The organism is Mesorhizobium sp. W050 (assembly GCF_054719535.1).
Genome location: NZ_JBTTIH010000001.1, coordinates 4,212,682 through 4,238,070, shown reverse-complemented (window position 1 = coordinate 4,238,070; position 25,389 = coordinate 4,212,682). Strand labels below are relative to the sequence as shown.

Here is a 25,389-nt window from a genome sequence, read left to right as displayed (position 1 = left end):
TGGCAGCTTGCGCGCCTTACCCTTCCTTCAAGGTCGGAGATTGGCGAAATCGGACGCGACTTCCGATCTCCCCCCTTGAGGGGGAGATGTCCGGCATGACAGAGGGGGGCGCGAAGGAACTCGACCCATCTTCGCCATGACGACCTTCACCCCCACCACATCGGCCGAGATCCTCTCCACCGTCCAATGGGCGGCGGCGGAAGAGTCACCTTTGGAAATCATCGGCCACGGCTCCAAGCGCGGCATCGGCCGGCCACAGCAGAGCGAACACACGCTCGATCTTTCGAAGCTCACCGGCGTCACCCTCTACGAGCCGGCCGAGTTGGTGCTGTCGGCCAAGGCCGGCACGCCGCTTTCCGAGATCGAAAACCTGCTCGCCGAAAACGGCCAGCAGCTCGCCTTCGAACCGATGGATTACGGTCCTTTACTCGGCGGCGAGCCCGGCAAGGGCACCATCGGCGGCGTGCTTGCCGCCAACCTGTCCGGCCCGCGCCGGCTGAAGGCGGGCGCCGCGCGCGACCATATTCTGGGCATCAATGCGGTTGCCGGACGCGGCGAGGCTTTCAAGTCCGGCGGCCGCGTCGTCAAGAATGTCACCGGCTACGATCTGTCGAAGCTGATGGCCAACAGCTGGGGCACGCTGGCCGTGTTCACCGATGTCACCTTCAAGGTGCTGCCGGCGGCCGAGACCGAGGTGACGCTTGCCATGCGCGGCCTACTCGACGATGCCGCCTCTGCCGCCATGGCGCTGGCGCTCGGCTCCAGCGCCGAAGTGTCGAGCGCGGCCCATCTGCCCGAACGCATCGCCGCGCGCGTTGCCGGGGGCAGTCTAGGCACCGACGCTGCAACGCTGCTGCGCGTCGAAGGGTTTGGCCCATCGGTCGCCTATCGCATTGAGGCGCTGAAGACCCTGCTGAAAAATGCCGGCCCGCTGCAGGAGATCGCAGGTGAGACATCGCATACCCTCTGGCGTGACATAAGGGACTGCACGCCATTCGCCGACAGTAGCGAAAAGCCGGTCTGGCGCGTCTCCATGGCGCCGTCTCAGGCCCATCAGATGGTGCTGACGCTGCGCATGCAGATCGGTGCCAGCGCCTTCTACGACTGGCAGGGCGGGCTGGTCTGGCTGCGCATGGAGGAGGGCGATCCCGAGGCCGCCCTGCTGCGCGGGCTAATCAGAAAGCTTGGCGGCGGCCACGCCACGCTGGTGCGCGCCACCCCTTCGCATCGCGCCGCCGTCCCGGTGTTCGAGCCGCAGGCACCGCATAAGGCCGCACTGTCGGCGCGGCTCAAGGCCGAGTTCGATCCCAAGTCCATCCTCAATCCCGGCCGCATGGCCCAAGGCTAAGATAATGCAAACCAACTTCTCCCTTGCCCAGCTTGCTGATCCGCATGTCGCGGAATCGGAGAAGATCCTGCGCAAATGCGTGCATTGCGGCTTCTGCACCGCCACCTGCCCGACCTATGTGACGCTTGGCAACGAACTGGATTCGCCGCGCGGCCGCATCTATCTCATCAAGGACATGCTGGAGAACGGCCGCCCGGCCGACAAGCAGATCGTCACCCATATCGACCGCTGCCTGTCCTGCCTGGCCTGCATGACCACCTGCCCGTCGGGCGTCAATTACATGCATCTGGTCGACCATGCCCGCGCCCATATCGAGGAAACTTACAAGCGGCCGCTGCTCGACCGGCTCACCCGCGCCATGCTGGCCTTCGTGCTGCCCTATCCCGCGCGCTTTCGCGCCGCGCTGAAATTGGCGAGACTCGGCAAGCCATTCATTGGTCTGTTCGAAAAGGTGTCGGCCCTGAAGCCGCTCAGCGCGATGCTGAAGCTGGCACCGGCCTCGATCCCGACGGTCTCGCCAATGGCCTCTTCCGGCATTCATGCCGGGCAGGGGACGAAGAGAGGCCGCGTCGCCATTCTCACGGGCTGCGCCCAATCGGTGCTCGACCCCGCCATCAACGAGACGACGATTGCATTGCTGACCAGGCTTGGCGTCGAGGTCGTGGTGCCGCAGGGCGAAGCCTGCTGTGGCGCGCTGGTCCATCATATGGGCCGCGAGGCAGCAGCCCTTGCCTCGGCACGGCAGAATGTCGATGCGTGGACGCGTGCCATCGACCAGGGCGGGCTCGACGCCATCGTCATCACCGCGTCGGGCTGCGGCACCACCATCAAGGATTACGGCTTCATGCTGCGCCTCGATCCGGCCTACGCCGACAAGGCCGCGCGGGTCTCGGCGCTGGCCAGGGACATCACCGAATATCTCTCAGGCCTCGATCTGCCGGAGCCGGTGCGCAAGCCGGGCACCGTTGTCGCCTACCACTCCGCTTGTTCGATGCAGCACGGTCAGAAGATCATCCGCCAGCCGAAGGAATTGCTGTCCAAGGCGGGCTTCGTCGTGCGCGAACCGCGCGAGGGGCATCTGTGCTGCGGCTCCGCCGGTACCTACAACATCCTGCAGCCGGAGATTTCCGCAAGGTTGCGTGACCGCAAGGTGAAGAACATCGAGGCGACCGACGCCGAAATCGTCGCCACCGGCAACATCGGCTGCATCACCCAGATCGCTTCCGCCGCGAAGCTGCCGGTGGTGCACACGATCAAGCTGCTCGACTGGGCCTATGGTGGTCCGAAGCCGGAGGGCGTCTCCGAAGGAAACCTGGTCGCCGCCGAGTAAGCAGCTATTCCGCTGCCAGCCGGTCCACCACGCCATACGTCGCCTGGTAGCGCGCGCGCTGGCGGCTGAGCGCTACCATTGTGTTGCGCAGCAGGATCGCCACGGTGATCGGACCGACGCCGCCGGGCACCGGCGTGATCCAGGACGCGACTTCCTTCACGCTCTCGGTGTCGACGTCGCCGACGATGCGGCTCGTGCCGTCCGGGCCGATCTCGGAATTGATGCCGATGTCGATGACGGCCGCACCGGGCTTCACCATGTCGGCCTTGATCAGCCTGGGCTTGCCGACGGCGACGAACAGTGCGTCGGCGCGGCGCGCATGGGCGGCCACCGAGCGCGTCATGTGATGGCACACCGTCACCGTTGCGCCTTCGCTCATCAGCAGGAAGGCAATCGGCTTGCCGACGATCTCGGAATGGCCGACGACGACGACTTCGAGCCCCTTGAGGTCGAGGCCGGTTTCCTTCAACAGCTCGACCGAGGCCGCCGCCGTGCAGGGCGCGAGATCGAGCTGGTTGTAGACGATGTTGCCGATCGAGGCGGGATGCATGCCCTCGACGTCCTTCAGCGGATGCACCGCAGCCTGCAGCGTCTTGATCGGGATGTGGGCCGGCACCGGCCGCTGGATGATGATGCCGGTGACGCGCGGGTCGGCGTTCAGGCCATGGATCGCCGCCTCGAGTTCGCCGGCGCTGATGTCGGCGGGGAACCGCCGCTCCTCGAAACCGATCCCGGCAAGGGCGGCCTTGGCGCGCTGGTTGCGCACATAGACATCGACGGCAGCGGTATCGCCGACGGTGATCGACACCAGCTTGGGCGGAAAACCTTCGGCGGTGGCGATGGCGGCATCCTCGCGTACGGATGCCATGATGCGCTGGGCGACCGGACCGCCCCGGAGATAGCGGCTATCGTCTGGCGGAGACATGGCTGAACCTTTGCAGCGAGTTTGGCGCAGGGGAGTTTGGCCGTCCCTATAGCAGGGGAAATGCGGCAAGGCAGCGTGAAAGCGAACCGTCATCCCCCTGGCGCGACGTTCTGGCGCAGCCTGGCTCAGCTACCGATGCAAAGAGAAAGGGCAGCGCGGTTTCCCAGGCTGCCCTTTTCTGACTGGCCGCATCCCCACACGGCCCGTCCCCCGTAAACTCTTCCCGATCCCTGAAGGTCTAGCCTTCTGAACCAGATGATTCGGTAGCCGACTATATCACGACCACGGTCGTTCCAACATTGACCCTCTCGTAAAGGTCAACCACGTCCTCGTTGCGCATGCGGATACAGCCGGAAGACACCGAGCCGCCGATGGTCCATGGCTGGTTGGTGCCGTGGATGCGGTATTCCGTCGTGCCGAGATAGAGCGCGCGGGCGCCAAGCGGGTTTTCCTCGCCGCCGGCCAGATAGGTCGGGAGGTAGCGGCCCTTGGCGGCCTCTCGCTTGATCATCTCCGCTGGCGGGCGCCAGTCCGGCCAGACGCGCTTGTTGGTGATCTTGTGCGTGCCAGACCATTCGAAGCCAGGCTTGCCGGTGCCGACGCCATAGCGCCGCGCCTTGCCGTTCTTCTCGACCAGGAACAGGAAGTTCTGCGTCGTATCGATGACGATCGTGCCCGGCTTCTGCGGGCCGTCATAGGCGACTTCCTGCGGCAGGTAGAGCGGATTGATCTGCGGCCGCATCACCACGCGCTTGGCCGGCGCCTGCACGGAAGCAGTGCGCACCCGATCGGGTCGCGCCGGCTGCGCATAGCGAAGGCGTGGCTGCTGCTGCACGAACTGGCGGCTCTGCCGCACGATGCCGGGCGCGCGGCCAAGCTGCAGCACCCAGGGCGCTGAAAGGTCGGGGCTCACCATAACCGGCGGCCTGTCGGCATAGCGGTCGTTGGCGGCACACGAGGTGACGCCGGCGGCCAGAATGGCCACGGCGCCGAGCACGGAACGCAAAAAGATCTTCATCGGAACGCACCTTGATCGTCGAACGGACGGAGGCGGAACTTGCCCCCGGTTGCGCGATCCTTGGCGCGAAGCGGCAACCGAAACATGAATCGGAATGCGTAAAATGCCGCTTTGTCAGTAAACCTTTTGGTGTGGTTACCGCCGGGTTCAGGAATCTGGTAAAGCCGCGGTAAATGCAGCGCGAAAGCGCGTTAACGGATGGATTGGCCATGGCGCAAGACAACACCGGACTGCTTACCGGCTCCGACGGGATCACGCGCTGCTTCTGGCACGGCAATCTGCCGGACTATCTGCACTACCACGACCATGAATGGGGCCGGCCGGTCGCCGACGACCGCAGGCTGTTCGAAAAAATCTGCCTGGAAGGCTTTCAGTCCGGCCTGTCCTGGCTGACCATTCTGCGCAAGCGCGAGAATTTCCGCGAGGCCTTCGCCGGTTTCGACTTCGACAAGGTCGCCGCCTTCACCGACGAGGATGTCGAGCGCCTGGTCGCCAATGCCGGCATCATCCGTCACCGCGGCAAGATCGTCTCGACCATCAACAACGCCAAACGGGCGTGCGAAATGGTCGACGAGTTCGGTTCGCTGGCCGCCTGGTTCTGGAAGTTCGAGCCGGGGCCGGACGAGCGGCCGGAGATCGTCGACCTCGCCCACCTGCGCGCCAACCCAACGACAGCGGTTTCGATCAGGATTTCGAAGGAGTTGAAAAAGCGCGGCTGGAGCTTTGTCGGACCGACGACGGTCTATGCCTTCATGCAAGCGATGGGCCTGGTCAATGACCATCTCGAAGGGTGCGTGTGCCGGGAGCAGGTGGAGAAGGAACGCAAGGCCTTTAAGAGGCCGAAGTAGGGCGCTGTCCCCCGACCTCCCCCTTGTGGGCCCTTGTGGGGAGGTCGCGCCGAAGGCGCGGGTGGGGGTATCTTGGCGCCGCACCCCCACCCCGACGCTACGCGTCGACCCTCCCCACAAGGGGGAGGGTAAGGAACTCACGTCCCGCTGGCGCCCGTCAGAAAAAGCCCGGCGACAATCGCCGCCAGTGCCGCAAAGGCCGGATAAATCACCAGCAATCCAGTCATCAGCGCCTCGCGCACGGTGGAACCCTTGCGCTCGTCGGCAGTGACCTCAAACGGACCGGGGCTCGCCGTCACATGCGCACGGCTCTCGGCCGGCCGCAGCCGGACTTCATGCAAGCCGCCGTCTCTGATATCGAATTTGCGTGCCGCAGTCATGGCCCCAACCCTTTGTTTCGGCGCGCTTATCGGCTCTGATTGTGTCGGCACGATGCCGCGCCGATGGCGGAATTGTTTCCTTTTGGTGCGTTTTGTTTCGAAGGAGAAGGAAAGAGCGCAAACCCTTGCCGCACCAAGCCGCTTCGGTTAGGACACGCCGACTCCAAACAAGTCATCGATTACTTAGCGAAAAGACCCATCCCATGGCCGACAAATCGGAAAAGACGAAAGCGCGGCTGCCGCGCGGCTTTGCCGACCGCAGCGCCGACGATATCCGCGCCGTCGAGAAGATGATGGCGACGATCCGTTCGGTCTATGAGCTCTACGGTTTCGAGCCGGCCGACCAGCCCCTGATCGAATACACCGATGCGCTGGGCAAGTTCCTGCCCGACCAGGACCGGCCTAATGAGGGCGTATTTTCTTTCCAGGACGATGACGAGCAGTGGCTGTCGCTGCGCTACGATTTGACCGCGCCGACGGCGCGCTATGTCGCCGAGAATTTTGAGCGGCTGCCAAAACCCTATCGCAGCTACCGGTCCGGCTGGGTGTTCCGCAATGAAAAGCCCGGCCCGGGCCGCTTCCGCCAGTTCATGCAGTTCGACGCCGACACCATCGGCACGCCGGGGGTCGCGGCCGATGCCGAGATGGCCATGATGATGGCCGACGTGATGGAAGCGCTCGGCATCAAACGCGGCGACTACGTCATCCGCGTTAACAACCGCAAAGTCCTGGATGGCGTGCTGGAGGCGATTGGCCTTGGCGGCGATGAGAATGCCGGCCGCCGGCTGACGGTGCTGCGCGCCATCGACAAGCTGGACAAGCTCCGACCGGAAGGCGTGAGGCTCCTGCTTGGCCCAGGACGGTGGGACGGCGGCAAGGAAGGGGATGGCGATTTCGCCAAGGGCGCCGGACTGAATGAGGGGCAGATTGATAAGTTTGAATTTCTGTTTGCCTGCTTTGAAGGGCGTACAGTAGCAGATGTCGGTTTATCACCCGACGAGCCAGTTTATAGGAAACCTAACGAGTTAGACCTCCTAGCTGCCCAAGCTCAAGAAGCTGGCTGCTATTCGCTGCCGTTAGGTGTGCTGCGTTCCGCTTTCTTCAAATTTGGTGGCGATGCCAACGCAACTCAAAGTGGCTTCGATGGCTACAACGAGTTGTTCGATATCGGAAAGATGTTAGTTGCGGCAGGCTACGATGACCGAGTCGCAATCGATCCCTCCGTCGTGCGTGGCCTCGAATACTACACCGGCCCGGTTTTCGAGGCCGAGCTTCTGGCCGAAATCCCCAACGAAGACGGCCAGATCGTGCGCTTCGGTTCGGTCGGTGGTGGCGGCCGCTATGACGGGCTGGTCTCGCGCTTCCGTGGCGAGCCGGTGCCGGCGACCGGCTTTTCGATCGGCGTCTCCCGCCTGATGACGGCGCTGAAGAACCTCGGCAAGCTGGACACCACCGATGTCATCGCGCCGGTCGTCGTGCTGGTCATGGACAAGGATACCGATAGCCTTGGCCGCTACCAGAAGATGGTCGCAGAGCTGCGCGCCGCCGGCATCCGCTCCGAAATGTATCTCGGCGGCGCCGGCATGAAGGCGCAGCTGAAATACGCCGACCGCCGCGGCAGCCCGGTCGCCGTTATCCAGGGCGGCGACGAGCGCGCCAAGGGCGAGCTGCAGATCAAGGATCTGATCGAAGGCGCGCGGATGTCGGCTGAGATCACCGACAACGCCGAATGGCGCGCCGCAAGACCGGCACAGGTCACGGTGCCGGAGGCTGAGCTGGTCGCCGAGGTGAAGAAGATTTTGGCTGCGCAGGCCGCTGACCGTGCGAAGGGTGGCGCATGAACGCCCCCCTCTGGCCTGCCGGCCATCTCCCCCTCAAGAGGGGAGATTGGATGTCGCGCATGGTTTCGCCAATCTCCGGCGTTGAAGAAGAGGCGCTGCGCTCCAAGCTGCCAATCTCCTCCCTTGAGGGGGAGATGGCCGGCAGGCCAGAGGGGGGTGCCTCGCACCCAACCAGCCGATGACTCGCTATCCCGCCATCGCATCCGAAATCACCAAGCTCTTCGCCACCCGCAACACCCATGCGGTCGAGGTCGCGGTGCTGCAGCCGGCCGACCCATTCCTCGATATGGCCGGCGAGGATCTGCGCCGCCGCATCTTTCTCACCGAAAGCGAGACCGGCAAGACGCTGTGCCTTCGTCCCGAATTCACCATCCCCGTCTGCCTCGACCACATCGCCTCGCAGGCCGGCACGCCGCGCCGCTATTGCTATCTCGGCGAAGTGTTCCGCCAGCGCCGCGAGGGCGGCAACGAGTTTTTCCAAGCCGGTATCGAGGATCTCGGCGACCGCGATACGGCCAAGGCCGATGCGCGTTCGCTGGCCGATGCGCATGCGCTGCTGCAGCTGGTGCTGCCGGCGCAACCTCTTGCGATCACGCTCGGCGACCAGACCATCTTCGAGGCGGTGCTGGCGGCCCTCGGCCTGCCGCGCGGCTGGCGCATGCGACTTGCGCGCGCCTTCGGTTCGGCGCCGATGCTGCAGGCAGCGTTGTCCGATCTCGCCAATCCGCCACGCAACGGTCAGCTTGACGGCGAAGCCGCGGCCCTTGTGCTCGATGGCGATCTCGAAGCGCTGTCCGCCCACATTGCCGGCGGCATGGAAGAGGCCGGCCTGTCCGGCTCCGGCGGGCGCGCGCCAGTCGACATTGCCCGGCGGCTGATCGAAAAGGCCGAACTGCGCAGCGTGCGGCTGTCGAACGAGGCCTTTGCAGCGCTCAGGGATTTTCTCGCCATCGACGTGCCGCTCGACGGCTCGAGTGCTGCGCTCGAAAGTTTTGCGGCCTCTGCCGGGCTTTCGCTGGGCGCGGCGCTGGAAAAATTCGCCGCCCGCGCCAAAGCCATCGAGGCACATGGCCTGCCTGCAAAGACGATCCGCTACGACGCCGCCTTCGGCCGTCCGCTGGATTACTACACCGGCATCGTCTTCGAGATCGCAGCACTTGGTGGCGAGCGGCCGCTGGCCGGCGGCGGTCGCTACGACCGGCTGCTGACCCTGCTCGGCGCCAAGACGCCGATCCCCGGCGTCGGCTTCTCCGTCTGGCTCGACCGCATCGAAGCGCTGCGGGGAGAGCCGCAATGATCACGCTGGCGATCCCGTCGAAAGGCCGGCTGAAGGAGCAGGCCTTGGAGGTGCTGGCCAGGGCCGGGCTTGCCGTCAGTCTGCCCGGCGATGAGCGCCAGTACCGCGCCCGCATCGACGGCACGGAGGGCATCGAGGTGGCGTTCCTGTCGGCGTCCGAAATCGCCGGCGAGATTGGGCAAGGTTCGGTCGACCTCGGCATTACCGGCGAGGATCTGCTGCGCGAAAACCTCGCCGACTGGGAGGCGCGCGCCGAAATCGTCGCTCGCCTCGGCTTCGGCCATGCCGATGTCGTGGTCGCGGTGCCCGGCATCTGGCTCGACGTCGATACTATGGCCGATCTCGACGATGTCGCCGCCGATTTCCGCCAGCGCCACGGCAGGCGGCTGAGGATCGCAACCAAATACTGGCGGCTCACGCAGCAGTTCTTCTCGCAAAAGCACGGCATCCAGGTCTACCGCATCGTCGAAAGCCTCGGCGCCACCGAAGGCGCGCCGGCGGCAGGCCTTGCCGATGTCATCGTCGACATCACCACCACCGGCTCGACCCTGCGCGCCAACCATCTCAAGGTGCTGGCCGATGGGGTTGTGCTGAAGTCGCAGGCCTGCCTCGTGGCTGCCAGGAAAGATCGTGCTGCTGCGGATGAGGCGCTAGTGCGGGAAATAGCCGCGAAGATGAGCGCGCTCCCTCCCCCTTGAGGGGAGGGTGGACAGCCGCCAAAGGCGGATGGACGGGTGGGGTCGCTCCGGCAGTGCTCGACGCGAGACCACCCAAGCCGGGTCGACCGTGACCAAGGAAGTCGAGCACTTCGCCGAGGACCCCACCCGCCTCGCTTCGCGAGGCACCCTCCCCTCGAGGGGGAGGGGAACCGCCTGTACTTTCCACCACCCCATCAGGCTGCTAGGCTCACTCATCGGGAGGAAACGGCGATGGCGATTAATCTCGACGAGCTTAAGAACGCCACCAATCTGCGCGGGCGCGGCAGGGCGTTCATCGCTCCGCTCGACGGCCGGGCACATGTGTCGGGCGACCGTTCGGTGCCGCTGCTCGACAAGACGATCCCTCAGCTTTTCTCCGACACGGTCGGCAGATACGCCACGCAGGATGCTGCCGTCTTCGTCGGACAGGACAAGCGCTTCACCTGGAGCGAATTGTCGGACACGGTCGATACGCTCGCCGCCGGCTTCCTGGCGCTCGGCCTCGAAAAAGGCGACCGTGTCGGCATCTGGTCGCCCAACCGCTGGGAATGGCTGGTCACCCAATTCGCCACAGCTCGCATCGGCCTGATCCTGGTCAACATCAACCCGGCCTACCGGCTGACGGAGCTGGAATATGCCCTCAACAAGGTCGGCTGCAAGGCGCTGGTCACCGCCGCCAGTTTCAAGACCTCCGACTATCTCGGCATGATCGAGACGCTGGCGCCGGAGCTCGCCAAGGCCACCCCCGGCAAGCTCAAGGCGCAGAAATTGCCGACGCTGAAGATCGTCATTCGCATGGGCGACGACAACTCGCCCGGCATGTTCAATTTCGCCGATGTGCTGTCGATGGCCGGCCGCGACGAGCATGACAGCCTCGACCGCATCTCCGAAGGGCTGAAGCCGGGCGAGGCCATCAACATCCAGTTCACATCAGGCACGACGGGCGCGCCCAAGGGCGCGACGCTGACCCACACCAACATCGTCAACAATGGCAATTTCGTCACCGCTGCGATCAAGCTCACCGTCGACGACCGGCTCTGCATCCCGGTGCCGCTCTACCACTGCTTCGGCATGTCGATGGGCACGATGGGCTGTGTCTCCAAAGGCGCAACCATGGTTTTCCCGGGCGAGGGTTTTGACGCCGGCGCCACGCTGAAGGCGTTGGCGCAGGAACGCTGCACCGGCCTTTACGGCGTACCGACCATGTTCGTCGCCATGCTCGACCATGCGGATTTCGCCAGCTTCGATCTCTCCAGCCTGCGCACCGGCATCATGGCGGGCTCACCATGCCCGATCGAGGTGATGAAGAAGGTGGTGTCGCTGATGCATATGGAAGAGGTGACCATAGCCTATGGCATGACGGAGACGAGTCCCGTCTCCTTCCAGAGCAGCGTCGACGACCCGCTGGAAAAACGCGTCTCCACTGTCGGGCGCATCCATCCGCATGTCGAGGTCAAGGCCATCGACGCCGAGGGCGCCACCGTCGCCATCAGCGCGCCGGGCGAGCTGTGCACCCGCGGCTATTCCGTCATGAAAGGCTACTGGGACGACGCGGAAAAAACCCGCGAGGCGATCGACGCCGACGGCTGGATGCACACCGGTGATCTCGCCACCATCGACGCCAAGGGCTATTGCAACATTGTCGGCCGGGTCAAGGACATGGTCATCCGCGGCGGCGAAAACGTCTATCCCAGAGAGGTCGAGGAATTCCTCTACCGCCATCCCAAGGTCAAGGAGGTGCAGGTGTTCGGCATTCCCGACGCCAAATATGGCGAGGAGCTGTGCGCCTGGATCGTGCTGAAGCCCAACCAGATCGCCACCGAGCAGGAGATCAAGAATTTCTGCGCCGGCCAGATCGCCCACTACAAAATCCCCCGCTACATCCGCTTCCGCACCGAACTGCCCATGACGGTGACGGGAAAACCGCAGAAGTTTCTGATGCGCGAGGCGATGGTGGAGGAACTGGGGCTGGTGGTGCAGAAGACGGCTTGAGGGTTGAACGCCGGGGGACGGGATTGCCCGCTTCGAAACGACATTGGGGTGCTCGACAGGCTTCCGCAAGGTTCGCCGAACGCATTGGGGCTTGAATGACTGGTTTCGCACGATCAGCGACTTCCTATGCGATGCCTTTGGCCGCGCTGGCACTGGCCGTTGCGGTCAGAGTCAGCGGGCTATCGATGGACGAAGGTTCGCCGAGCGTCAGGATTCTCGTCGGAGCGCTCTCGAGTGCGATCATGTTCATCACTATTTTCGTGGTGCTCGATCACGCCGAGGCGGTGGCCCACCGTGTGGGGGAACCCTACGGCACATTGGTGCTGACTTTTGCCGTGACGGCAATCGAGGTGTCGATCATCGTTTCCATGATGCTGCATGGAGAGAACAACCCCACGCTTGCACGTGAGTCCGTCTTCTCGACGGTGATGATTGCCTCCACCGGCGTTGTGGGGACGTGTCTCACGTTTGGCGGCTGGCGTCATCGCAAGCAGGCAATTGTCCGGCAAGGGACAAGCGCATATCTGGCGGTTCTGGCCGCACTGACCGTCATGACGCTTATCCTGCCGACCTATACACGGACCACCGATGCCGGCACATTTTCGGCAGCTCAGCTTGGCCTTGTGAGCGTACTTTCCGTGCTGCTCTATGCAAGTTTTGTGTTCGCGCAAACCGTCCGGCACCGGGACGACTTCATCGAAGGACTGGCACACGACCTTTCGGCGCGAACCGCCCCTCACAAAAGCATCTCTTCCAGCGCTCTGCTCCTGATAATCGGACTGATCGGAATTGTCATGCTCGCCGAGCAGGTCGCCGCAAGTGTTGAAAATGCGCTCGTTGCTTACCAGATGACCCAGGCTGACAGCATTGTGGGGGCAATGATCGCGGGTCTGGTTTTGATGCCGGAAGCCATTTCGGCGGTTCGTGCTTCACTCAACAATGAGCTGCAGCGCGGCCTGAATGTCGCAATGGGTTCGGCTTGCGCCACGATTGGCTTGACGATACCTGCGGTCGCAGCAGCCAGCCTGCTTACGGGACGAGGCTTAACCCTGGGGCTCCCGGAAGCTGACGCAGTACTTTTGGTTTTAGCGCTTTTCATATGCGGCGTAAGCTTTAGCAACGAAAGGACGACCTTCCTGACCGGAATCGTCCATGCCGTTGTGTTTTTTACGTATGTATTTCTGGTATTTATCCCTTGAGGCTTTGGTGCGATCTGGCGACCAGCCACCAAGGCGGGTATTCTCGAACGCGCCTGATTTGAGCTTTTTTTCGGGGTTCCCAAGGCGACATCCAAGACCCAAACGACTCACCCCCCCATCACCATCCCACCCAGCCCGCGAATGATCTTCGCCAACTCGACGCACTCATCATGCCGCACCTTGTTGCGGCGCCAGGCCAGGCAGATCGTGCGTTGCGGCATTGGCTCCTGGAACGGCACGATCTTGAGGTCCGGCATGGCGCTGGCCGGCCTTGCCGCCATTTCGGGGATGAGCGTGACGCCGAGACCATGCGCCACCATCTGCAAGAGCGTCGTCAGGCTGGTGGCGCCATAGCTTGCCATTGCCACCGGGCGCACGCTGCCGCACAGGGCCAGCGCCTGTTCGCGCAGGCAGTGGCCTTCCTCCAAAAGCATCAACCGCTCCAGCGCCGGGCTTTCCGGCGGCACCGGTGGCGAGGCGAAGGCTGGATCTCCGGCTGGCACGGCGAGGAAGAAGCGGTCGGCGAACAGTTCCTCGGTGACCAGGCCCGGCTGCTCGAGCGGCAGCGCGGCGATGAAGGCGTCGAGCCGTCCGGTTGCCGTGTCCTCGACCAGTGATGCCGTCACTGCTTCGCGCAGTTCGAGCTGCAGGGACGGAAAATGCCGCTTCAGCTCCGGGAGCACATGCGGCAAAAGATACGGCGCCACGGTCGGGATGATGCCCAGCCGGAAGCGGCCTTCCATGGCCGGGCGGCCGCGCCGGGCCGTCGTCTCGACGTCGCTGATGTCGCGCAGGATGCGCTCGATGCGTGGCAGCAGCGCTTGCGCCTCTTCCGTCATCCGCACCGCCTTGCCGCCGCGCTCGAACAGCCGGCAGTTCAGCCTTTGCTCCATCTCGGCGATCTGCGCGGACAGCGCCGGCTGGCTGACACCGGCGAGTTTTGCGGCGCGGCCGAAATGCAGCGTTTGCGCCAAAGCCTCGAAATACTGCATCTGCCGCACCGTCAGGCCAATCATAAGGAAAACCTATCGCAACAAACAGGAAAGGCAATTTGTTTTTATCGAAGAGACGGCTTAGTCTGGAACCATTCCAGAGTGGCGCGGCTCCCGGCCGGCCCGGAAAAACCAACACATAAATCAGCAATTCGGAGGCCAAGATGGACGCGATGACCGACGACAACAGCGCCGGCAAATGCCCGGTCGCGCATGGAACCTCCGCCAGGACCAACCGCGACTGGTGGCCGAACCAGCTCGACATCGGCGTTCTCCACCAGCAGTCGAGCCTTTCGGACCCGATGGGCGAAGCTTTCGACTACGCCGCGGAGTTCAAGACGCTCGACCTCGATGCGGTGATCGAGGATTTGCACAAGGTGATGACGGATTCGCAGGATTGGTGGCCGGCCGATTTCGGCCATTACGGGCCGCTGTTCATCCGCATGGCCTGGCACAGCGCCGGCACCTATCGCATCGGCGACGGCCGGGGTGGCGCCGGTGCGGGCCAGCAGCGTTTCGCGCCGCTGAACAGCTGGCCGGACAACGCCAATCTCGACAAGGCGCGCCGGCTTTTGTGGCCGGTCAAGCAGAAATACGGCCGCAAGATCTCTTGGGCCGACCTGTTGATTCTCACCGGCAACGTCGCGCTGGAATCGATGGGCTTCAAGACCTTTGGCTTTGCCGGTGGCCGCGCCGATGTCTGGGAGCCCGAGCAGGATGTCGACTGGGGTTCGGAAACCAAGTGGCTCGACGACAAGCGCTATTCCGGCGACCGTGAGCTGCACGGCCATCTCGGCGCGGTGCAGATGGGCCTGATCTACGTCAACCCGGAAGGGCCGAACGGCAAGCCGGATCCGCTGGCCTCGGCCCGCGACATCCGCGAGACCTTCGCGCGCATGGCAATGAACGATGAGGAAACCGTGGCGCTGATCGCCGGCGGCCACACATTCGGCAAGACCCATGGGGCCGGTGATGCAGCACTTGTCGGCGCCGAGCCGGAAGGCGCGGGCATCGAGGCGCAGGGCCTCGGCTGGTCGAGCAAGCATGCCACCGGCATTGCCGGCGATGCGATCACGTCCGGCCTCGAAGTTACCTGGACGACGACGCCGACCCAGTGGAGCAGTAACTTCTTCGACAATCTCTTCAACTTCGAATGGGAGCTGACCAAGAGCCCGGCCGGGGCCCATCAGTGGACGCCGAAGGGCGGCTCTGGCGCGGTTACGGTGCCGGACGCGCACAATCCCTCGAAGCGTCATGCGCCGGCAATGCTGACCACCGACCTCGCGCTGCGGGCCGACCCGGCCTATGAGAAGATCTCGCGCCGCTTCCATGAGCATCCGGAGCAGTTCGCCGATGCCTTCGCCCGTGCCTGGTACAAGCTCACCCATCGCGACATGGGGCCGGTCGTGCGGTATCTCGGCCCGTTGGTGCCGAAGGAAGAGCTGATCTGGCAGGATCCGGTTCCGGCCGTCGACCATGAGCTGGTCAGCGACCAGGACATTGCATTGCTGAAGGCCAAGATCCTGGCTTCGGGCCTCAGCGTTTCGCAATTGGTCTCGACCGCCTGGGCCTCGGCCTCGACCTTCCGCAACTCCGACAAGCGCGGCGGCGCCAATGGCGCGCGCATTCGCCTGGCGCCGCAGAAGGACTGGGAGGTCAACCAGCCTGTCGAACTGGCTACCGTGCTGGCGGAGCTCGAAGCCATCCAGAACGAGTTCAACGCAAGCGGCAAGAAGGTCTCGCTGGCCGACCTCATCGTGCTCGGCGGCGTCGCCGCGGTCGAGAAAGCCGCAACGGATGGCGGCAATGCGGTGAAGGTCCCCTTCACGCCCGGCCGCACCGACGCCTCGCAGGCGCAGACCGACGTCCATTCCTTTGCGGCGCTCGAGCCGAAAATTGACGGCTTCCGCAACTATGTCAGGGGCAAACCGCCGATGTCGGTCGAAGCCATGCTGGTCGACCGGGCGCAACTGCTCAACCTGACGGCGCCGGAGATGACGGTGCTGGTTGGTGGCCTGCGCGTGCTCGGCGCCAACACCGGCGGCTCGAAGCATGGTGTGTTGACCGACAGGCCGGGCACGCTGACGAACGACTTCTTCGTCAACCTGCTCTCGATGAGCACCATCTGGGATCCGGCCTCCGAGCCCGGCTCGCATGAGGTCTACGAAGCACGCGACCGCAAGACCAGGGCAGTCAGGTGGACCGCCACACGCGCCGACCTGATCTTCGGCTCGCATGCGCAGCTGCGCGCGCTGGCCGAGGTCTACGGGTCGGCGGATGCCGGGCAGAAATTCGTTGGCGATTTCGTCAAGGCGTGGACCAAGGTGATGAACGCCGACCGTTTCGACATCGCTGCCTGATACAACCTCCCAAACGAAGGGCGCGGGCCGAGGCCCGCGCCCTTCGTTTTCGCAGGCTTCGAAATCAGTCCTTTTCGAAGATGCGTGCCTTGGCGACGACGCCAGCGATTGCGCCGCCGATCAGCGGCGCAACGATGAACAGCCAGAGCTGGCTGAGGGCTGCGCCGCCGGTAAACAGCGCCGGGCCGATCGAACGCGCCGGATTGAGCGAGGTGCCGGTCACTGGGATCATTGCGAAGTGCAGTCCGGCCAGCGTCAGGCCGATGACCAGGCCGGCGAACGCCGTCGAGTGCTTCTCGGCTGTGACGCCGAGGATGACGGTGACGAAGGTGAAGGTGCCGATCAGCTCCCACAGGAAGGCCGAACTCGTCCCCCATTTCGCCACGTCCCAGCCATTGGCGCCGAAACCGGTGGTGTGCCCGCCGGTCTGGCCGGAGACGATGATCCACAGCGCCAGCGAGGCCAGAATGGCGCCGATGATCTGCGCGATCCAGTAAGGAATGACATCCTTGGCCGGCAGCCGGCCGGCAAGGAAGACGCCGAGCGTGACGGCCGGGTTGAGATGTGCGCCTGAGATGGGACCCACCGCGTAAGCCGCCGCAATCAGGCCGATGCCGAACGCCAGGCCGATGGCTTCCTGGCCCAGCGGCAAGTCGGCGAGAAAGCCACCCGTCGCCACCGACGCCGTGCCGATAAACACCAATAGAAATGTCCCTAGAACTTCCGCAAGATACGTTTTCATTGCCCTCTCCTCGTATCGATCCGTCGGTCCGCTTTTCCGCGCCGCGAATCATGGCGCAAAGAGTATTCCCAACGCAAAAGCTTGGAAAGCAGAGCAATTGCGCCACAGATCGTGCTTACGGCGGCCAGTTACCAACATTAGAGACCTTGCATATATTTGAGATTTGTTATCGCCGGCGGGCGGACATTTGCCGGCGGGGAAATTGTCGGCCGCGAGCGGAAGGCCTCGTCGCCGCGAAATTCAAGCGGGGTTCAATCTCGACGCGAAACGCTCTAAGAGCAGGCCGAAAGATACTGTGCTCGATAGATGGAATGACGAATGCGACTGGGCGGACGGCTGGCGGCAGCCATTGAAGTGCTGGACGACATTGGCCGGCGCCACCGGCCGGTGGCCGATGCGCTGAGAGATTGGGGCCTGTCGCATCGCTTTGCGGGCGGCGGCGACCGCGCGGCGATCGGCAACATCGTCTACGACGCGCTGCGCCACAAACGTTCCGCCGGCTGGCTTTTGGGTGAAGACACGCCCCGCGCCATCGGCTTCGGCGCGCTGCTCATCGAATGGGGCCAGACGCCGCAATCGCTTAACGATGCGCTCCAGGGTGACAAGTTCGCGCCGCCGCTGCTCAGCGCCGCCGAGTTGCAGGCGCTGGCCGAGCGCCGGCCTGAAGACGCGCCGGAGGCGGTGCGGGCGGACATACCTGACTGGTGCGCGCCGTTGTTCGAACGAGCCTTTGGCACAGACTGGGTTGCGGAAGGTGCTGCCCTGGCGACCCGCCCGCCGCTCGACATCAGGGTCAATACGCTGCAGTCCGACCGCGCCAAAGTGCTGGCGGAACTCGCCGAAACCGGCGCCAAGGCAGCCGCTATCGCGCCACAAGGCATTCGCATCCCGCCCATCGACGGCGACGGCAGGCACCCGAACGTACAGGCCGAGCCGGCCTTCCAGAAAGGCTGGTTCGAGGTCCAGGACGAAGGCTCGCAGATCGTTGCCGCCCTTGCCGGCGCGCAAGCCGGGATGCAGGTGCTCGATTTCTGCGCCGGCGCCGGCGGCAAGACGCTGGCGCTGTCGGCGGCGATGGCCAACAAAGGCCAGGTCTTCGCCCATGATGCCGAAAAGGCGCGGCTGGCGCCGATCTTCGACCGCATCCGCCGTTCGGAAAACCGCAACGTCCAGGTCGTCACCAAGCCGGCCGAGCTCAGCCCCCTCGCAGGCCACATGGACATCGTGCTGGTGGATGCGCCCTGCACCGGCAGCGGCACCTGGCGGCGCCGTCCCGACGCCAAATGGCGGCTGACGCAGAGACAGCTCGATGCCCGCAAGGGCGAGCAGTCGGCGATCCTCGACGCGGCCAAGGCCTATGTCAAACCCGGCGGCCTGCTGGTCTACATCACCTGTTCGGTGTTCGACGAGGAGAATGGCGAGCAGATCGCCGCCTTTCGCGAGCGCCACAAGGGCTTTGTCCCGGTCGATCATCGCGCGCTCTGGGATATCAGCTTCCCCGGTCACGCAGCGGCCGCCCGGATCGGCAAGACAAGCGACATCTCGCTGTCGCCGGCGCTGAGCGGCACCGACGGGTTCTATTTCTGTGCGCTGCGTGGGGCGAATTGACGCTGCGATTGACAGCTGACATAGCGCCAGTTGCAGATGCGCGGCGTCGGCCGCCAGACGGGGTAGAATTCTTGCAAAGATATGTGTCGCTTCTGCTTTTCCTCATTCTGGTGCTCGGCGGAGGCCTGCTGATCGGCTATGCGACGTTGCCGGGTGAATGGTATGCCTCGCTCGCCAAGCCGCCCTTCAACCCGCCCAACTGGGTCTTCGCGCCGGCCTGGACGCTCCTCTATGTGCTGATCGCCGTAGCCGGCTGGCGGACATGGGAGCGGGAACGAGCAGGCGCCGCGATGAAGATCTGGGCCCTCCAGCTTGTTCTGAACTTCGCGTGGTCGCCGACTTTCTTCGGCGCCAAACAGATGGGGCCGGCACTGGTCGTGATCCTGGCTCTTCTCGCCAGCATTGCGCTGTTCATAGCCACGGTGTGGAACCGCCATCGGGTTTCCGGCTGGCTGTTTGCGCCCTATGCCGCGTGGGTAGCCTTCGCCACCTTGCTCAACGCGTCGCTGCTCCTGTTGAACTGAGTGCTTTGCTGCAGTGCAGCAAAAGCATTTGCGTGGCGTTCAGGCGTCTGCGATAAGCTTTGCAGGTAAATCAGGGCGATGGCCATGGCAGCAAAGATCGTACCCGCACCCGATTATGAGGACCGCGTCAGGGCGTCGTTCGCCCGCCAGCAGGCGATGGCGACCATCGGCGCCGAGCTGACGCTTGTGACGCCGGGCATCATCGAGATCGAAATGCCCTATTCCCAGGCACTGACCCAGCAGCACGGTTTCCTGCATGCCGGGGTGATTTCGACGGCGCTGGATTCGGCCTGCGGCTATGCCGCATTTTCGCTGATGCCGGAAAATTCCGGTGTGCTGACCATTGAGTTCAAGGTCAACCTCCTGGCGCCCGGCCGGGGCGAACGCTTCCTGTTCCGCGGCTCGGTGACCAAACCCGGCCGCACCATCATTGTCGCCGATGGCCAAGCGTACGCCTTTGCCGCCGATGGCGAGGCCAAGCTGATCGCGACCATGACCGGCACGATGATGACGGTGGTTGGCCGTGACGGGATAGCAGGCTGATGGCCAAAATTACGCGAATTGGTGGCAAGGACGTCCTCTTCGTCATGGCGGCGCAGGCCGAGTACGGTCCGCATCTGCAAAAACTGTTCACGCCGCTGATGACGGGCGTCGGCCCGGTAGAGGCAGGTGTGCGGCTCGGCGCCGAACTGTCATGGCTGAAATCCGAGAAGGCGTTGCCCGATCTCGTCGTCTCGCTCGGCTCCGCCGGCAGCCGCACACTGGAGCAGACGGAAATCTACCAGGCGGTCTCGGTCAGCTATCGCGACATCGACGCTTCGCCGCTAGGCTTCGAAAAAGGCGCGACGCCGTTCCTCGACCTGCCGGTGACCGTCCCGCTATCATTCAGGATACCGGGCATTAAAGAAGCCAGCCTGTCGACCGGCGGCGCCATCATCACCGGCGCCGCCTACGACGCCATCGCCGCCGATATGGTCGACATGGAAACCTTCGCCTGCCTGCGCGCCTGCCAGTTGTTCGATGTCCCGCTTATCGGCCTGCGCGGCATTTCAGACGGTGCAGCCGATCTGCGCCACGTTGGCGACTGGACCGAATATCTGCATGTCATCGACGAGAAGCTGGCGGATGCGGTCGCTCGGCTCGAACAGGCCATCGGCTCCGGCACGCTACACAAGGAGCAGCCTGGGCAAGAGTCGGCGCCGCTCTGAAAGTCGGGTTGCGCACCCCATTGCGCCGACTCGTTTCTTTCTCTAAAGGCTCGCCATGACGACAGCCAATCATCCCGATACAGTCCTGATTGTCGATTTCGGCAGCCAGTTTACGCAACTCATCGCCCGCCGCATCCGCGAGGCTGGCGTGTTTTCCGAGATCGTGCCGTTCCAATCGGCCGAAGCTGCCTTCAAGCGCATCAATCCGAAAGCCGTGATCCTGTCGGGCGGTCCCGCCTCGACATCGGACATCGGCAGCCCGCGCGCGCCGCAGATCGTCTTCGATGCCGGCGTACCTGTGCTCGGTATCTGCTATGGCCAGATGGCCATGTGCGTGCAGATGGGCGGCGTCGCCGAAAGCTCGAACCATCGCGAATTCGGCCGCGCCTTCGTCGAGATCGAAAAGGACAGCCCGCTGTTCGAGGGCCTGTGGGCGCCAGGCCAGCGCCACCAGGTGTGGATGAGCCATGGCGACCGCGTCATCTCGCTGCCCAAGGGGTTCGAAGTCTTCGGCAAGTCGGAAGGCTCGCCCTTCGCCATCTTCGGCAATGTCGCGCGCAAGATGTACGGCATCATGTTCCACCCGGAAGTTGTGCATACGCCGGATGGCGCCAGGCTGCTGAGAAACTTCGTGCACAACATCGCCGGCATCGAAGGCGACTGGACGATGCGCGCCTATCGCGAGCATGCGGTCGAGACAATTCGCAAACAGGTCGGCAAGGGCAAGGTGATCTGCGCGCTGTCGGGCGGCGTGGATTCATCGGTCGCTGCCTTGCTGATCCACGAAGCGGTAGGCGACCAGCTGACCTGCATTCTTGTCGACCATGGCCTTATGCGCAAGGACGAGGCCGCCGGCGTGGTGGCGATGTTCCGCCAGCACTATAATCTGCCGCTGATCCTTGTCGACGCGTCGGAAAAATTCATCTCCGCGCTGGAAGGCGAGTCCGACCCCGAGACGAAGCGCAAGACCATCGGCCGGCTGTTCATCGAGGTGTTCGAGGAAGAGGCCAAGAAACTCGGCGGCGCCGATTTCCTGGCGCAAGGCACGCTCTATCCCGACGTCATCGAGAGCGTCTCCTTCACCGGCGGCCCGTCGGTGACCATCAAGTCGCACCACAATGTCGGCGGCCTGCCGGCGCGCATGAACATGCAGCTGGTCGAGCCGCTGCGCGAACTGTTCAAGGACGAGGTGAGGGCACTGGGCAAGGAACTCGGCCTGCCCGAAAGTTTTATTGGCCGCCATCCGTTCCCCGGACCAGGCCTTGCCATCCGCTGCCCCGGCGGTATCACCCGCGAAAAGCTCGAAATCCTGCGCGAGGCCGACGCCATCTATCTCGACGAGATCCGAAAGGCCGGCCTCTACGACGCCATCTGGCAGGCTTTCGCCGTGCTGCTTCCGGTGCAGACCGTCGGTGTGATGGGCGACGGCCGCACCTACGAATTCGTCTGCGCCCTGCGCGCCGTGACGTCCGTCGACGGCATGACCGCCGACTTCTACCACTACGACATGGCTTTCCTCGGCGCGGCGGCCACCCGCATCATCAACGAAGTCCGCGGCATCAACCGCGTCGTCTACGACGTGACGTCAAAGCCGCCAGGCACCATCGAGTGGGAGTGATTCAGGCCCACTCAAACGCCGCCGAAAACACGCCATTGTACGCCATAACTATTTGACAACACATATAAACCCATTCGGCGACAATCGGTGCGCAGAGATTGGATTGACGGACCGGCTGACGGACCTTCCGCATATTGCTAGCTCAGATTTTTCGAAGTGCCGTCAGATCCAATGAGGCTCTGACGGTACTTTTTTATGCCTTAAGGAATTGAAGATAAAACAAAATTTCTGCCGAAGAGCCTCGAAATTGTACTGACGGTACTTTTCAGACGGATGCCGCCCTTAAGGCACTGAAACCAAAATAGAAAATCTATAAGATTGCAGACCGTGACGGCATGTATGTCCGCGCGATGCCCAGTGGTGCGATCTGGTTCGGCTGGACTACAGGCTCAACGGACGCCAGGAGACGGTCTATCTAGGCAGGTATGGGCGGGGCGGAATCTCACTTACCCTTGCCCGAGAGAAGTGTCTCGACGCGAAGCGCGCTATTGTCGAGGGACGATCGCCGGCGATCGAGAAACAGCGCGACAAGCGCCGAGTTGTGACCCCGGTCTCCGGCCGACTTCAGCGCCGAAATGGCTACCAAACCAAAGCGATGCCCGGGCCTTCAAGGCCTCTTCTTAATCCGGCCAAGCCGGCCCGGAGCGCCGCATTCACTCACATCCCTTGCACCTGAGTGCAGAGCTGCTGCATCGAAGCCATTTGAGCAGCCGAGTTCGCGCCCGAACCCGTGCTGGTGCTGGCGGTCGTATCGCCAGCTGTATTCGAGGATCCCGACGTGCCGGTGGTTGTACCCGAACCAGTGCTGTTGCTGGCCGTGGTGTTACTGCCGGTCGAACCAGAGCTGCCTGAAGTGCCGGTGGCTGTGCCAGAGCCGGTGCCGACACTCGCCGTTGTATCACTGCCGGTCGAAGCCGAGCTACCTGACGTGCCGGTCATTGTGCCAGAGCCAGTGCCGTTACTGGCCGTCATTCTCGAGCAGTCGGAGCGAACCTGTGCCTGCTGTTCAGAGCTCAGGGACGACCAGTTCTTGCGGATCTCATCCTGCGACAGAAGTCTTCCCGAATTGGCGTCGCTGAAGAATGAGCCCGAGAGCTTGCTGTCCCAGCCGCTCGGGATACCGCTTTGGCCTGAGCCGGACGTAGAACTCATACCCGACCCGGCCGATGAGCCGGACGTTCCGTTCGTGCCGCTGGATGTTCCCGACGACTGCGCCAAGGCCGCGGTGGCGAGACAGAGAGAGATCGCTGTAGCTGTCAAAATCTTACGTTTCATGTGAGTCTCCTTTGGGGTTCGACGCCGTTGCGGCGTCGAACCCTAATCTCGAGGAAAGGCACTTGTTCCTGTATAGAGTGGAATTCGATGTCATGATCCTTGTGCACCAGCCTTGGTCTCGAATGCGATGCCGGAGCGCTTCAACGACGACTGACGCCTCAGGCGAGAGCTGTCCGCTACTGGGTGTTAGAGGCGATATGCGGAACGCTTCCCGAATAGTTGGGTGCCACCATCGGGTAATTGCGAGGCAGGTTCCATTTGGTTCGGTAATCGTCCGGATTCATGCCCAGTCGGCCAAGGTGCGAACTGCGTCGGGTCTCGGTTAGAGACAGGAGGGTGGCCTTTGCCGCGGCGTATAGCTCGACATGCGGAGCTCGTCTCGACCGCGCACACTCAATATGTGTTACGATGACGCCGCCAGATGTCATATGAGCGAATGCCTTTCCGGCGAAATAAATTGCTCCCAGCAGGTCGACGCTCAGCACTTCAGCCAGCCCGCTCTAGTGAATGCCTCAATGGGTTTAAAGATTATCAGGCCGGCGCGCTGTTGACGATTATTACCAACCTGCCGAACGCGTGAGCGCAAGTCGACAGCACCGTGATAGCGGCCTCCCCCGGCGCGCCCCTTGTCGAACCGATGCGCGCCTTCTCGACCTTGCCTCCACCCACGTCGGCTCACCCGTGCACCTTCGGTGCCCAACCGCATGGCGATGGCCAGTCCAATGCCGCTTGCAGCACCGGTTGCAATGCAGTCTTGTTATCCAGGCGCATCGGGTTCGACCTCTTTCTGGGGAGCAGCAAGTGGTTCAGTCCAGCCTTCAGCGACCCGATCCACGCTGAGCAGGCTGCGCGCATAATCCTGTTGCGCGCGAACAATGGCATCATCCTGCTGTGAGGGAAGAAAGACCGGCAAAGCAAGGCAGACACTTTGTGTGGCCAACAGCTTATTCCAGTTCGCGATCAGCGCCTTGAAAGCGCGCCCCACCGCCCTCGGATTTCGGTCGAGGTCATAGAGGCCGAGCGGATTGATCCGTCCGTTGTTCTCCCGAAGCGCACTGTCCCAGTCCACCTGATCCGTCAGCGAGTACCAGGTGAAGCCTACGATGGGGATGCCATCGTTGCGGATCCGCAGCACGTTGGCCCACTCTTTCCACAGCCAATAGACGGCTTCGTCTCCATTGGGGCCTTCGCTGATGTTGGTCTCCGTATGCATTACGGGAAGCCGGTAGCGGTTGAAGTACTGCCGCGTGATCTCGTCATAGCCAAACACCTCGCCGGACCCGGACGTCGTTCCGTCTGCCCAAACCCGATGTTCGTTGGTCTGGTAATAGTCGGTGCCCATCACGCAATGCCTGCGCAGATGGCTCTCCAGGAAGAAACTGTATTCTTCGGCCGTCATCCCGTTTTCGAGAAGATAGCGATAGGTGTGCGCGTCGACGTCATGACCGTAGTTGAGATCAAGCGACAGGAAACGCTCGCTGTTGAACCGTTCCGCTCTGCCGACCGCCTCGGGAGAATCGGCGTGGAAGTATTCCGAGGATTCGCTCTGTATGAAGATGGCGTCCGGCCGCACCTCGAGGATCGCCCGCATGGCAAGCACGTTCGCCTTCACGATGTGCTTGAGGGCGGTGACGAAAGCAGTGTCGCTGCTCAGTTGTTCGTTCCACCATCCCCAGCGAGCCGAAAAGGTGGCGCAGATGAACATCTCATTTATTGGGGTGAAGAGCTGGATCCACGGATAGCGCATCGCGAAATCCCTGGCGTAGTGCTCGAATAGTGTCGGAAAGTCCGGGTTCTGGAAGTTGCCAACCCAGTCCGGCACGCCAAAATGGCAAAGGTCGACGATCGGAAGAATGTCTTTCGCCTTCAGGTCCGCGAAGGTCTCATCGGCGAATGCCCAATCATAACGTCCATCACCCAGCCACGTTTTGTGGATGGGAGGTCCGTAGCGGAGGAAATGCACCCCGAGATCCTGGACCAGTTCGAAGTCGGTGCGCCATCGTTCGTAGAAGCGGCATTTTTCCATTTCGTCGACGCGCTCCCGGCCTTGTCGAATGGTGGGGGTGCTGTTCTCGATGCCGGTGGCAAACATGAACGTGAACATTGATGGTCCTTAGCCAAGGCGGAGATGCCCGCGCTTGGTCAAACGTTCAGTGCTCAACGCAGTTCCTGCAAGACTGCTTGTC

Annotated in this window: 22 protein-coding genes and 1 pseudogene; 16 read left to right on the top strand and 7 right to left on the bottom strand. The window is 63.2% G+C overall.

Annotated features, from left to right (window positions below; genetic code table 11):
* The first annotated feature begins 136 nt into the window (after positions 1-136).
* Together ACYG9Y_RS20540 and glcF are read left to right on the top strand one after the other, a co-directional pair.
* Positions 137-1,348 carry an FAD-binding protein gene (locus ACYG9Y_RS20540; protein ID WP_023738271.1) on the top strand — a complete coding sequence of 404 codons (1,212 nt, stop codon included), beginning with the start codon at positions 137-139 and terminating at the stop codon, positions 1,346-1,348.
* A 4-nt stretch (positions 1,349-1,352) separates the two neighbouring features.
* Entirely contained in the window at positions 1,353-2,678 is a 1,326-nt protein-coding gene (glcF, locus tag ACYG9Y_RS20535; RefSeq protein ID WP_023738272.1) for a glycolate oxidase subunit GlcF, read from the top strand.
* Positions 2,679-2,682: 4 nt separating this feature from the next.
* Here glcF and ACYG9Y_RS20530 read toward each other — a convergent pair whose 3' ends face one another.
* Together ACYG9Y_RS20530 and ACYG9Y_RS20525 are read right to left on the bottom strand one after the other, a co-directional pair.
* Positions 2,683-3,603, bottom strand: a complete 921-nt coding sequence (locus ACYG9Y_RS20530) for a bifunctional 5,10-methylenetetrahydrofolate dehydrogenase/5,10-methenyltetrahydrofolate cyclohydrolase (protein WP_023670547.1) — start codon at positions 3,601-3,603, stop codon at positions 2,683-2,685.
* A gap of 271 nt (positions 3,604-3,874) precedes the next feature.
* A complete protein-coding gene (locus tag ACYG9Y_RS20525) occupies positions 3,875-4,621 on the bottom strand; it encodes a L,D-transpeptidase (protein ID WP_023738273.1) in 747 nt (248 codons plus the stop codon).
* 209 nt (positions 4,622-4,830) lie between these two features.
* Between ACYG9Y_RS20525 and ACYG9Y_RS20520 the strand changes: the two genes are divergently transcribed.
* Positions 4,831-5,469 carry a DNA-3-methyladenine glycosylase I gene (locus ACYG9Y_RS20520; protein ID WP_023738274.1) on the top strand — a complete coding sequence of 213 codons (639 nt, stop codon included), beginning with the start codon at positions 4,831-4,833 and terminating at the stop codon, positions 5,467-5,469.
* A 137-nt stretch (positions 5,470-5,606) separates the two neighbouring features.
* Here ACYG9Y_RS20520 and ACYG9Y_RS20515 read toward each other — a convergent pair whose 3' ends face one another.
* A complete protein-coding gene (locus tag ACYG9Y_RS20515) occupies positions 5,607-5,849 on the bottom strand; it encodes a hypothetical protein (RefSeq protein ID WP_023738275.1) in 243 nt (80 codons plus the stop codon).
* A gap of 203 nt (positions 5,850-6,052) precedes the next feature.
* On the opposite strand from ACYG9Y_RS20515, the gene ACYG9Y_RS20510 reads away from it, so the two are divergent.
* The 5 genes from ACYG9Y_RS20510 (at position 6,053) to ACYG9Y_RS20490 (ending at position 12,876) form a co-directional block, all read left to right on the top strand.
* On the top strand, positions 6,053-7,690 hold the full coding sequence (locus ACYG9Y_RS20510) for a histidine--tRNA ligase (protein WP_023738276.1): 1,638 nt from the start codon (positions 6,053-6,055) through the stop codon (positions 7,688-7,690).
* Between the two features lie 178 nt (positions 7,691-7,868).
* Positions 7,869-8,987, top strand: a complete 1,119-nt coding sequence (locus tag ACYG9Y_RS20505; RefSeq protein WP_023738277.1) for an ATP phosphoribosyltransferase regulatory subunit — start codon at positions 7,869-7,871, stop codon at positions 8,985-8,987.
* Positions 8,984-9,685, top strand: coding sequence for an ATP phosphoribosyltransferase (gene hisG, locus ACYG9Y_RS20500; RefSeq protein ID WP_023701298.1), 702 nt, complete (start codon positions 8,984-8,986; stop codon positions 9,683-9,685). Before ACYG9Y_RS20505 ends, hisG begins: the two co-directional genes overlap by 4 nt.
* Before the next feature lie 231 nt (positions 9,686-9,916).
* Positions 9,917-11,677 carry an AMP-binding protein gene (locus ACYG9Y_RS20495; protein ID WP_023738278.1) on the top strand — a complete coding sequence of 587 codons (1,761 nt, stop codon included), beginning with the start codon at positions 9,917-9,919 and terminating at the stop codon, positions 11,675-11,677.
* Positions 11,678-11,772: 95 nt separating this feature from the next.
* A complete protein-coding gene (locus ACYG9Y_RS20490) occupies positions 11,773-12,876 on the top strand; it encodes a calcium:cation antiporter (protein ID WP_023738279.1) in 1,104 nt (367 codons plus the stop codon).
* 107 nt (positions 12,877-12,983) lie between these two features.
* Here ACYG9Y_RS20490 and ACYG9Y_RS20485 read toward each other — a convergent pair whose 3' ends face one another.
* Complete coding sequence (locus ACYG9Y_RS20485; protein WP_023749153.1) at positions 12,984-13,892, bottom strand: hydrogen peroxide-inducible genes activator; 909 nt, start codon at positions 13,890-13,892, stop codon at positions 12,984-12,986.
* A gap of 140 nt (positions 13,893-14,032) precedes the next feature.
* On the opposite strand from ACYG9Y_RS20485, the gene katG reads away from it, so the two are divergent.
* Positions 14,033-16,228, top strand: a complete 2,196-nt coding sequence (gene katG, locus ACYG9Y_RS20480; protein WP_023738280.1) for a catalase/peroxidase HPI — start codon at positions 14,033-14,035, stop codon at positions 16,226-16,228.
* Between the two features lie 64 nt (positions 16,229-16,292).
* On the opposite strand, the gene ACYG9Y_RS20475 is transcribed toward katG, so the two are convergent.
* Entirely contained in the window at positions 16,293-16,970 is a 678-nt protein-coding gene (locus tag ACYG9Y_RS20475; RefSeq protein WP_023681822.1) for an MIP family channel protein, read from the bottom strand.
* Between the two features lie 318 nt (positions 16,971-17,288).
* On the opposite strand from ACYG9Y_RS20475, the gene ACYG9Y_RS20470 reads away from it, so the two are divergent.
* From ACYG9Y_RS20470 to ACYG9Y_RS20440, 7 genes and pseudogenes are all read left to right on the top strand, one after another.
* On the top strand, positions 17,289-18,578 hold the full coding sequence (locus tag ACYG9Y_RS20470) for an RsmB/NOP family class I SAM-dependent RNA methyltransferase (RefSeq protein ID WP_023738281.1): 1,290 nt from the start codon (positions 17,289-17,291) through the stop codon (positions 18,576-18,578).
* Positions 18,579-18,649: 71 nt separating this feature from the next.
* Complete coding sequence (locus ACYG9Y_RS20465; RefSeq protein ID WP_023738282.1) at positions 18,650-19,102, top strand: TspO/MBR family protein; 453 nt, start codon at positions 18,650-18,652, stop codon at positions 19,100-19,102.
* A gap of 84 nt (positions 19,103-19,186) precedes the next feature.
* Positions 19,187-19,645 (top strand): PaaI family thioesterase, encoded by a 459-nt coding sequence (locus ACYG9Y_RS20460; RefSeq protein WP_023701303.1) that lies wholly within the window; start codon positions 19,187-19,189, stop codon positions 19,643-19,645.
* Positions 19,645-20,310 carry a 5'-methylthioadenosine/S-adenosylhomocysteine nucleosidase gene (locus ACYG9Y_RS20455; RefSeq protein ID WP_023745697.1) on the top strand — a complete coding sequence of 222 codons (666 nt, stop codon included), beginning with the start codon at positions 19,645-19,647 and terminating at the stop codon, positions 20,308-20,310. The genes ACYG9Y_RS20460 and ACYG9Y_RS20455 overlap by 1 nt, the downstream gene beginning before the upstream one ends.
* Before the next feature lie 55 nt (positions 20,311-20,365).
* On the top strand, positions 20,366-21,928 hold the full coding sequence (guaA, locus tag ACYG9Y_RS20450) for a glutamine-hydrolyzing GMP synthase (RefSeq protein ID WP_023738283.1): 1,563 nt from the start codon (positions 20,366-20,368) through the stop codon (positions 21,926-21,928).
* Between the two features lie 308 nt (positions 21,929-22,236).
* Positions 22,237-22,469 (top strand): annotated as a pseudogene (locus ACYG9Y_RS20445) (Arm DNA-binding domain-containing protein); the annotation flags it as partial.
* A 189-nt stretch (positions 22,470-22,658) separates the two neighbouring features.
* Positions 22,659-23,207: a hypothetical protein gene (locus ACYG9Y_RS20440; protein WP_023738284.1), complete on the top strand. Its 549-nt coding sequence runs from the start codon at positions 22,659-22,661 to the stop codon at positions 23,205-23,207.
* Positions 23,208-23,379: 172 nt separating this feature from the next.
* Here the strand turns inward: ACYG9Y_RS20440 and ACYG9Y_RS20435 are convergent, their stop codons facing one another.
* Entirely contained in the window at positions 23,380-23,631 is a 252-nt protein-coding gene (locus ACYG9Y_RS20435) for a MucR family transcriptional regulator (protein WP_084014281.1), read from the bottom strand.
* A gap of 329 nt (positions 23,632-23,960) precedes the next feature.
* Positions 23,961-25,307, bottom strand: a complete 1,347-nt coding sequence (locus ACYG9Y_RS20430; protein WP_023738285.1) for a family 1 glycosylhydrolase — start codon at positions 25,305-25,307, stop codon at positions 23,961-23,963.
* Positions 25,308-25,389: the final 82 nt, after the last annotated feature.

Excerpts from the sequence above, each read along its gene's own strand:
- ACYG9Y_RS20540 (WP_023738271.1), top strand. The coding sequence starts at position 137 with ATGACGACCTTCACCCCCACCACATCGGCCGAGATCCTCTCCACCGTC.
- glcF (WP_023738272.1), top strand. The coding sequence starts at position 1,353 with ATGCAAACCAACTTCTCCCTTGCCCAGCTTGCTGATCCGCATGTCGCG.
- ACYG9Y_RS20530 (WP_023670547.1), bottom strand. The coding sequence starts at position 3,603 with ATGTCTCCGCCAGACGATAGCCGCTATCTCCGGGGCGGTCCGGTCGCC.
- ACYG9Y_RS20525 (WP_023738273.1), bottom strand. The coding sequence starts at position 4,621 with ATGAAGATCTTTTTGCGTTCCGTGCTCGGCGCCGTGGCCATTCTGGCC.
- ACYG9Y_RS20520 (WP_023738274.1), top strand. The coding sequence starts at position 4,831 with ATGGCGCAAGACAACACCGGACTGCTTACCGGCTCCGACGGGATCACG.
- ACYG9Y_RS20515 (WP_023738275.1), bottom strand. The coding sequence starts at position 5,849 with ATGACTGCGGCACGCAAATTCGATATCAGAGACGGCGGCTTGCATGAA.
- ACYG9Y_RS20510 (WP_023738276.1), top strand. The coding sequence starts at position 6,053 with ATGGCCGACAAATCGGAAAAGACGAAAGCGCGGCTGCCGCGCGGCTTT.
- ACYG9Y_RS20505 (WP_023738277.1), top strand. The coding sequence starts at position 7,869 with ATGACTCGCTATCCCGCCATCGCATCCGAAATCACCAAGCTCTTCGCC.
- hisG (WP_023701298.1), top strand. The coding sequence starts at position 8,984 with ATGATCACGCTGGCGATCCCGTCGAAAGGCCGGCTGAAGGAGCAGGCC.
- ACYG9Y_RS20495 (WP_023738278.1), top strand. The coding sequence starts at position 9,917 with ATGGCGATTAATCTCGACGAGCTTAAGAACGCCACCAATCTGCGCGGG.
- ACYG9Y_RS20490 (WP_023738279.1), top strand. The coding sequence starts at position 11,773 with ATGACTGGTTTCGCACGATCAGCGACTTCCTATGCGATGCCTTTGGCC.
- ACYG9Y_RS20485 (WP_023749153.1), bottom strand. The coding sequence starts at position 13,892 with ATGATTGGCCTGACGGTGCGGCAGATGCAGTATTTCGAGGCTTTGGCG.
- katG (WP_023738280.1), top strand. The coding sequence starts at position 14,033 with ATGGACGCGATGACCGACGACAACAGCGCCGGCAAATGCCCGGTCGCG.
- ACYG9Y_RS20475 (WP_023681822.1), bottom strand. The coding sequence starts at position 16,970 with ATGAAAACGTATCTTGCGGAAGTTCTAGGGACATTTCTATTGGTGTTT.
- ACYG9Y_RS20470 (WP_023738281.1), top strand. The coding sequence starts at position 17,289 with ATGCGACTGGGCGGACGGCTGGCGGCAGCCATTGAAGTGCTGGACGAC.
- ACYG9Y_RS20460 (WP_023701303.1), top strand. The coding sequence starts at position 19,187 with ATGGCAGCAAAGATCGTACCCGCACCCGATTATGAGGACCGCGTCAGG.
- ACYG9Y_RS20455 (WP_023745697.1), top strand. The coding sequence starts at position 19,645 with ATGGCCAAAATTACGCGAATTGGTGGCAAGGACGTCCTCTTCGTCATG.
- guaA (WP_023738283.1), top strand. The coding sequence starts at position 20,366 with ATGACGACAGCCAATCATCCCGATACAGTCCTGATTGTCGATTTCGGC.
- ACYG9Y_RS20435 (WP_084014281.1), bottom strand. The coding sequence starts at position 23,631 with ATGACATCTGGCGGCGTCATCGTAACACATATTGAGTGTGCGCGGTCG.
- ACYG9Y_RS20430 (WP_023738285.1), bottom strand. The coding sequence starts at position 25,307 with ATGTTCACGTTCATGTTTGCCACCGGCATCGAGAACAGCACCCCCACC.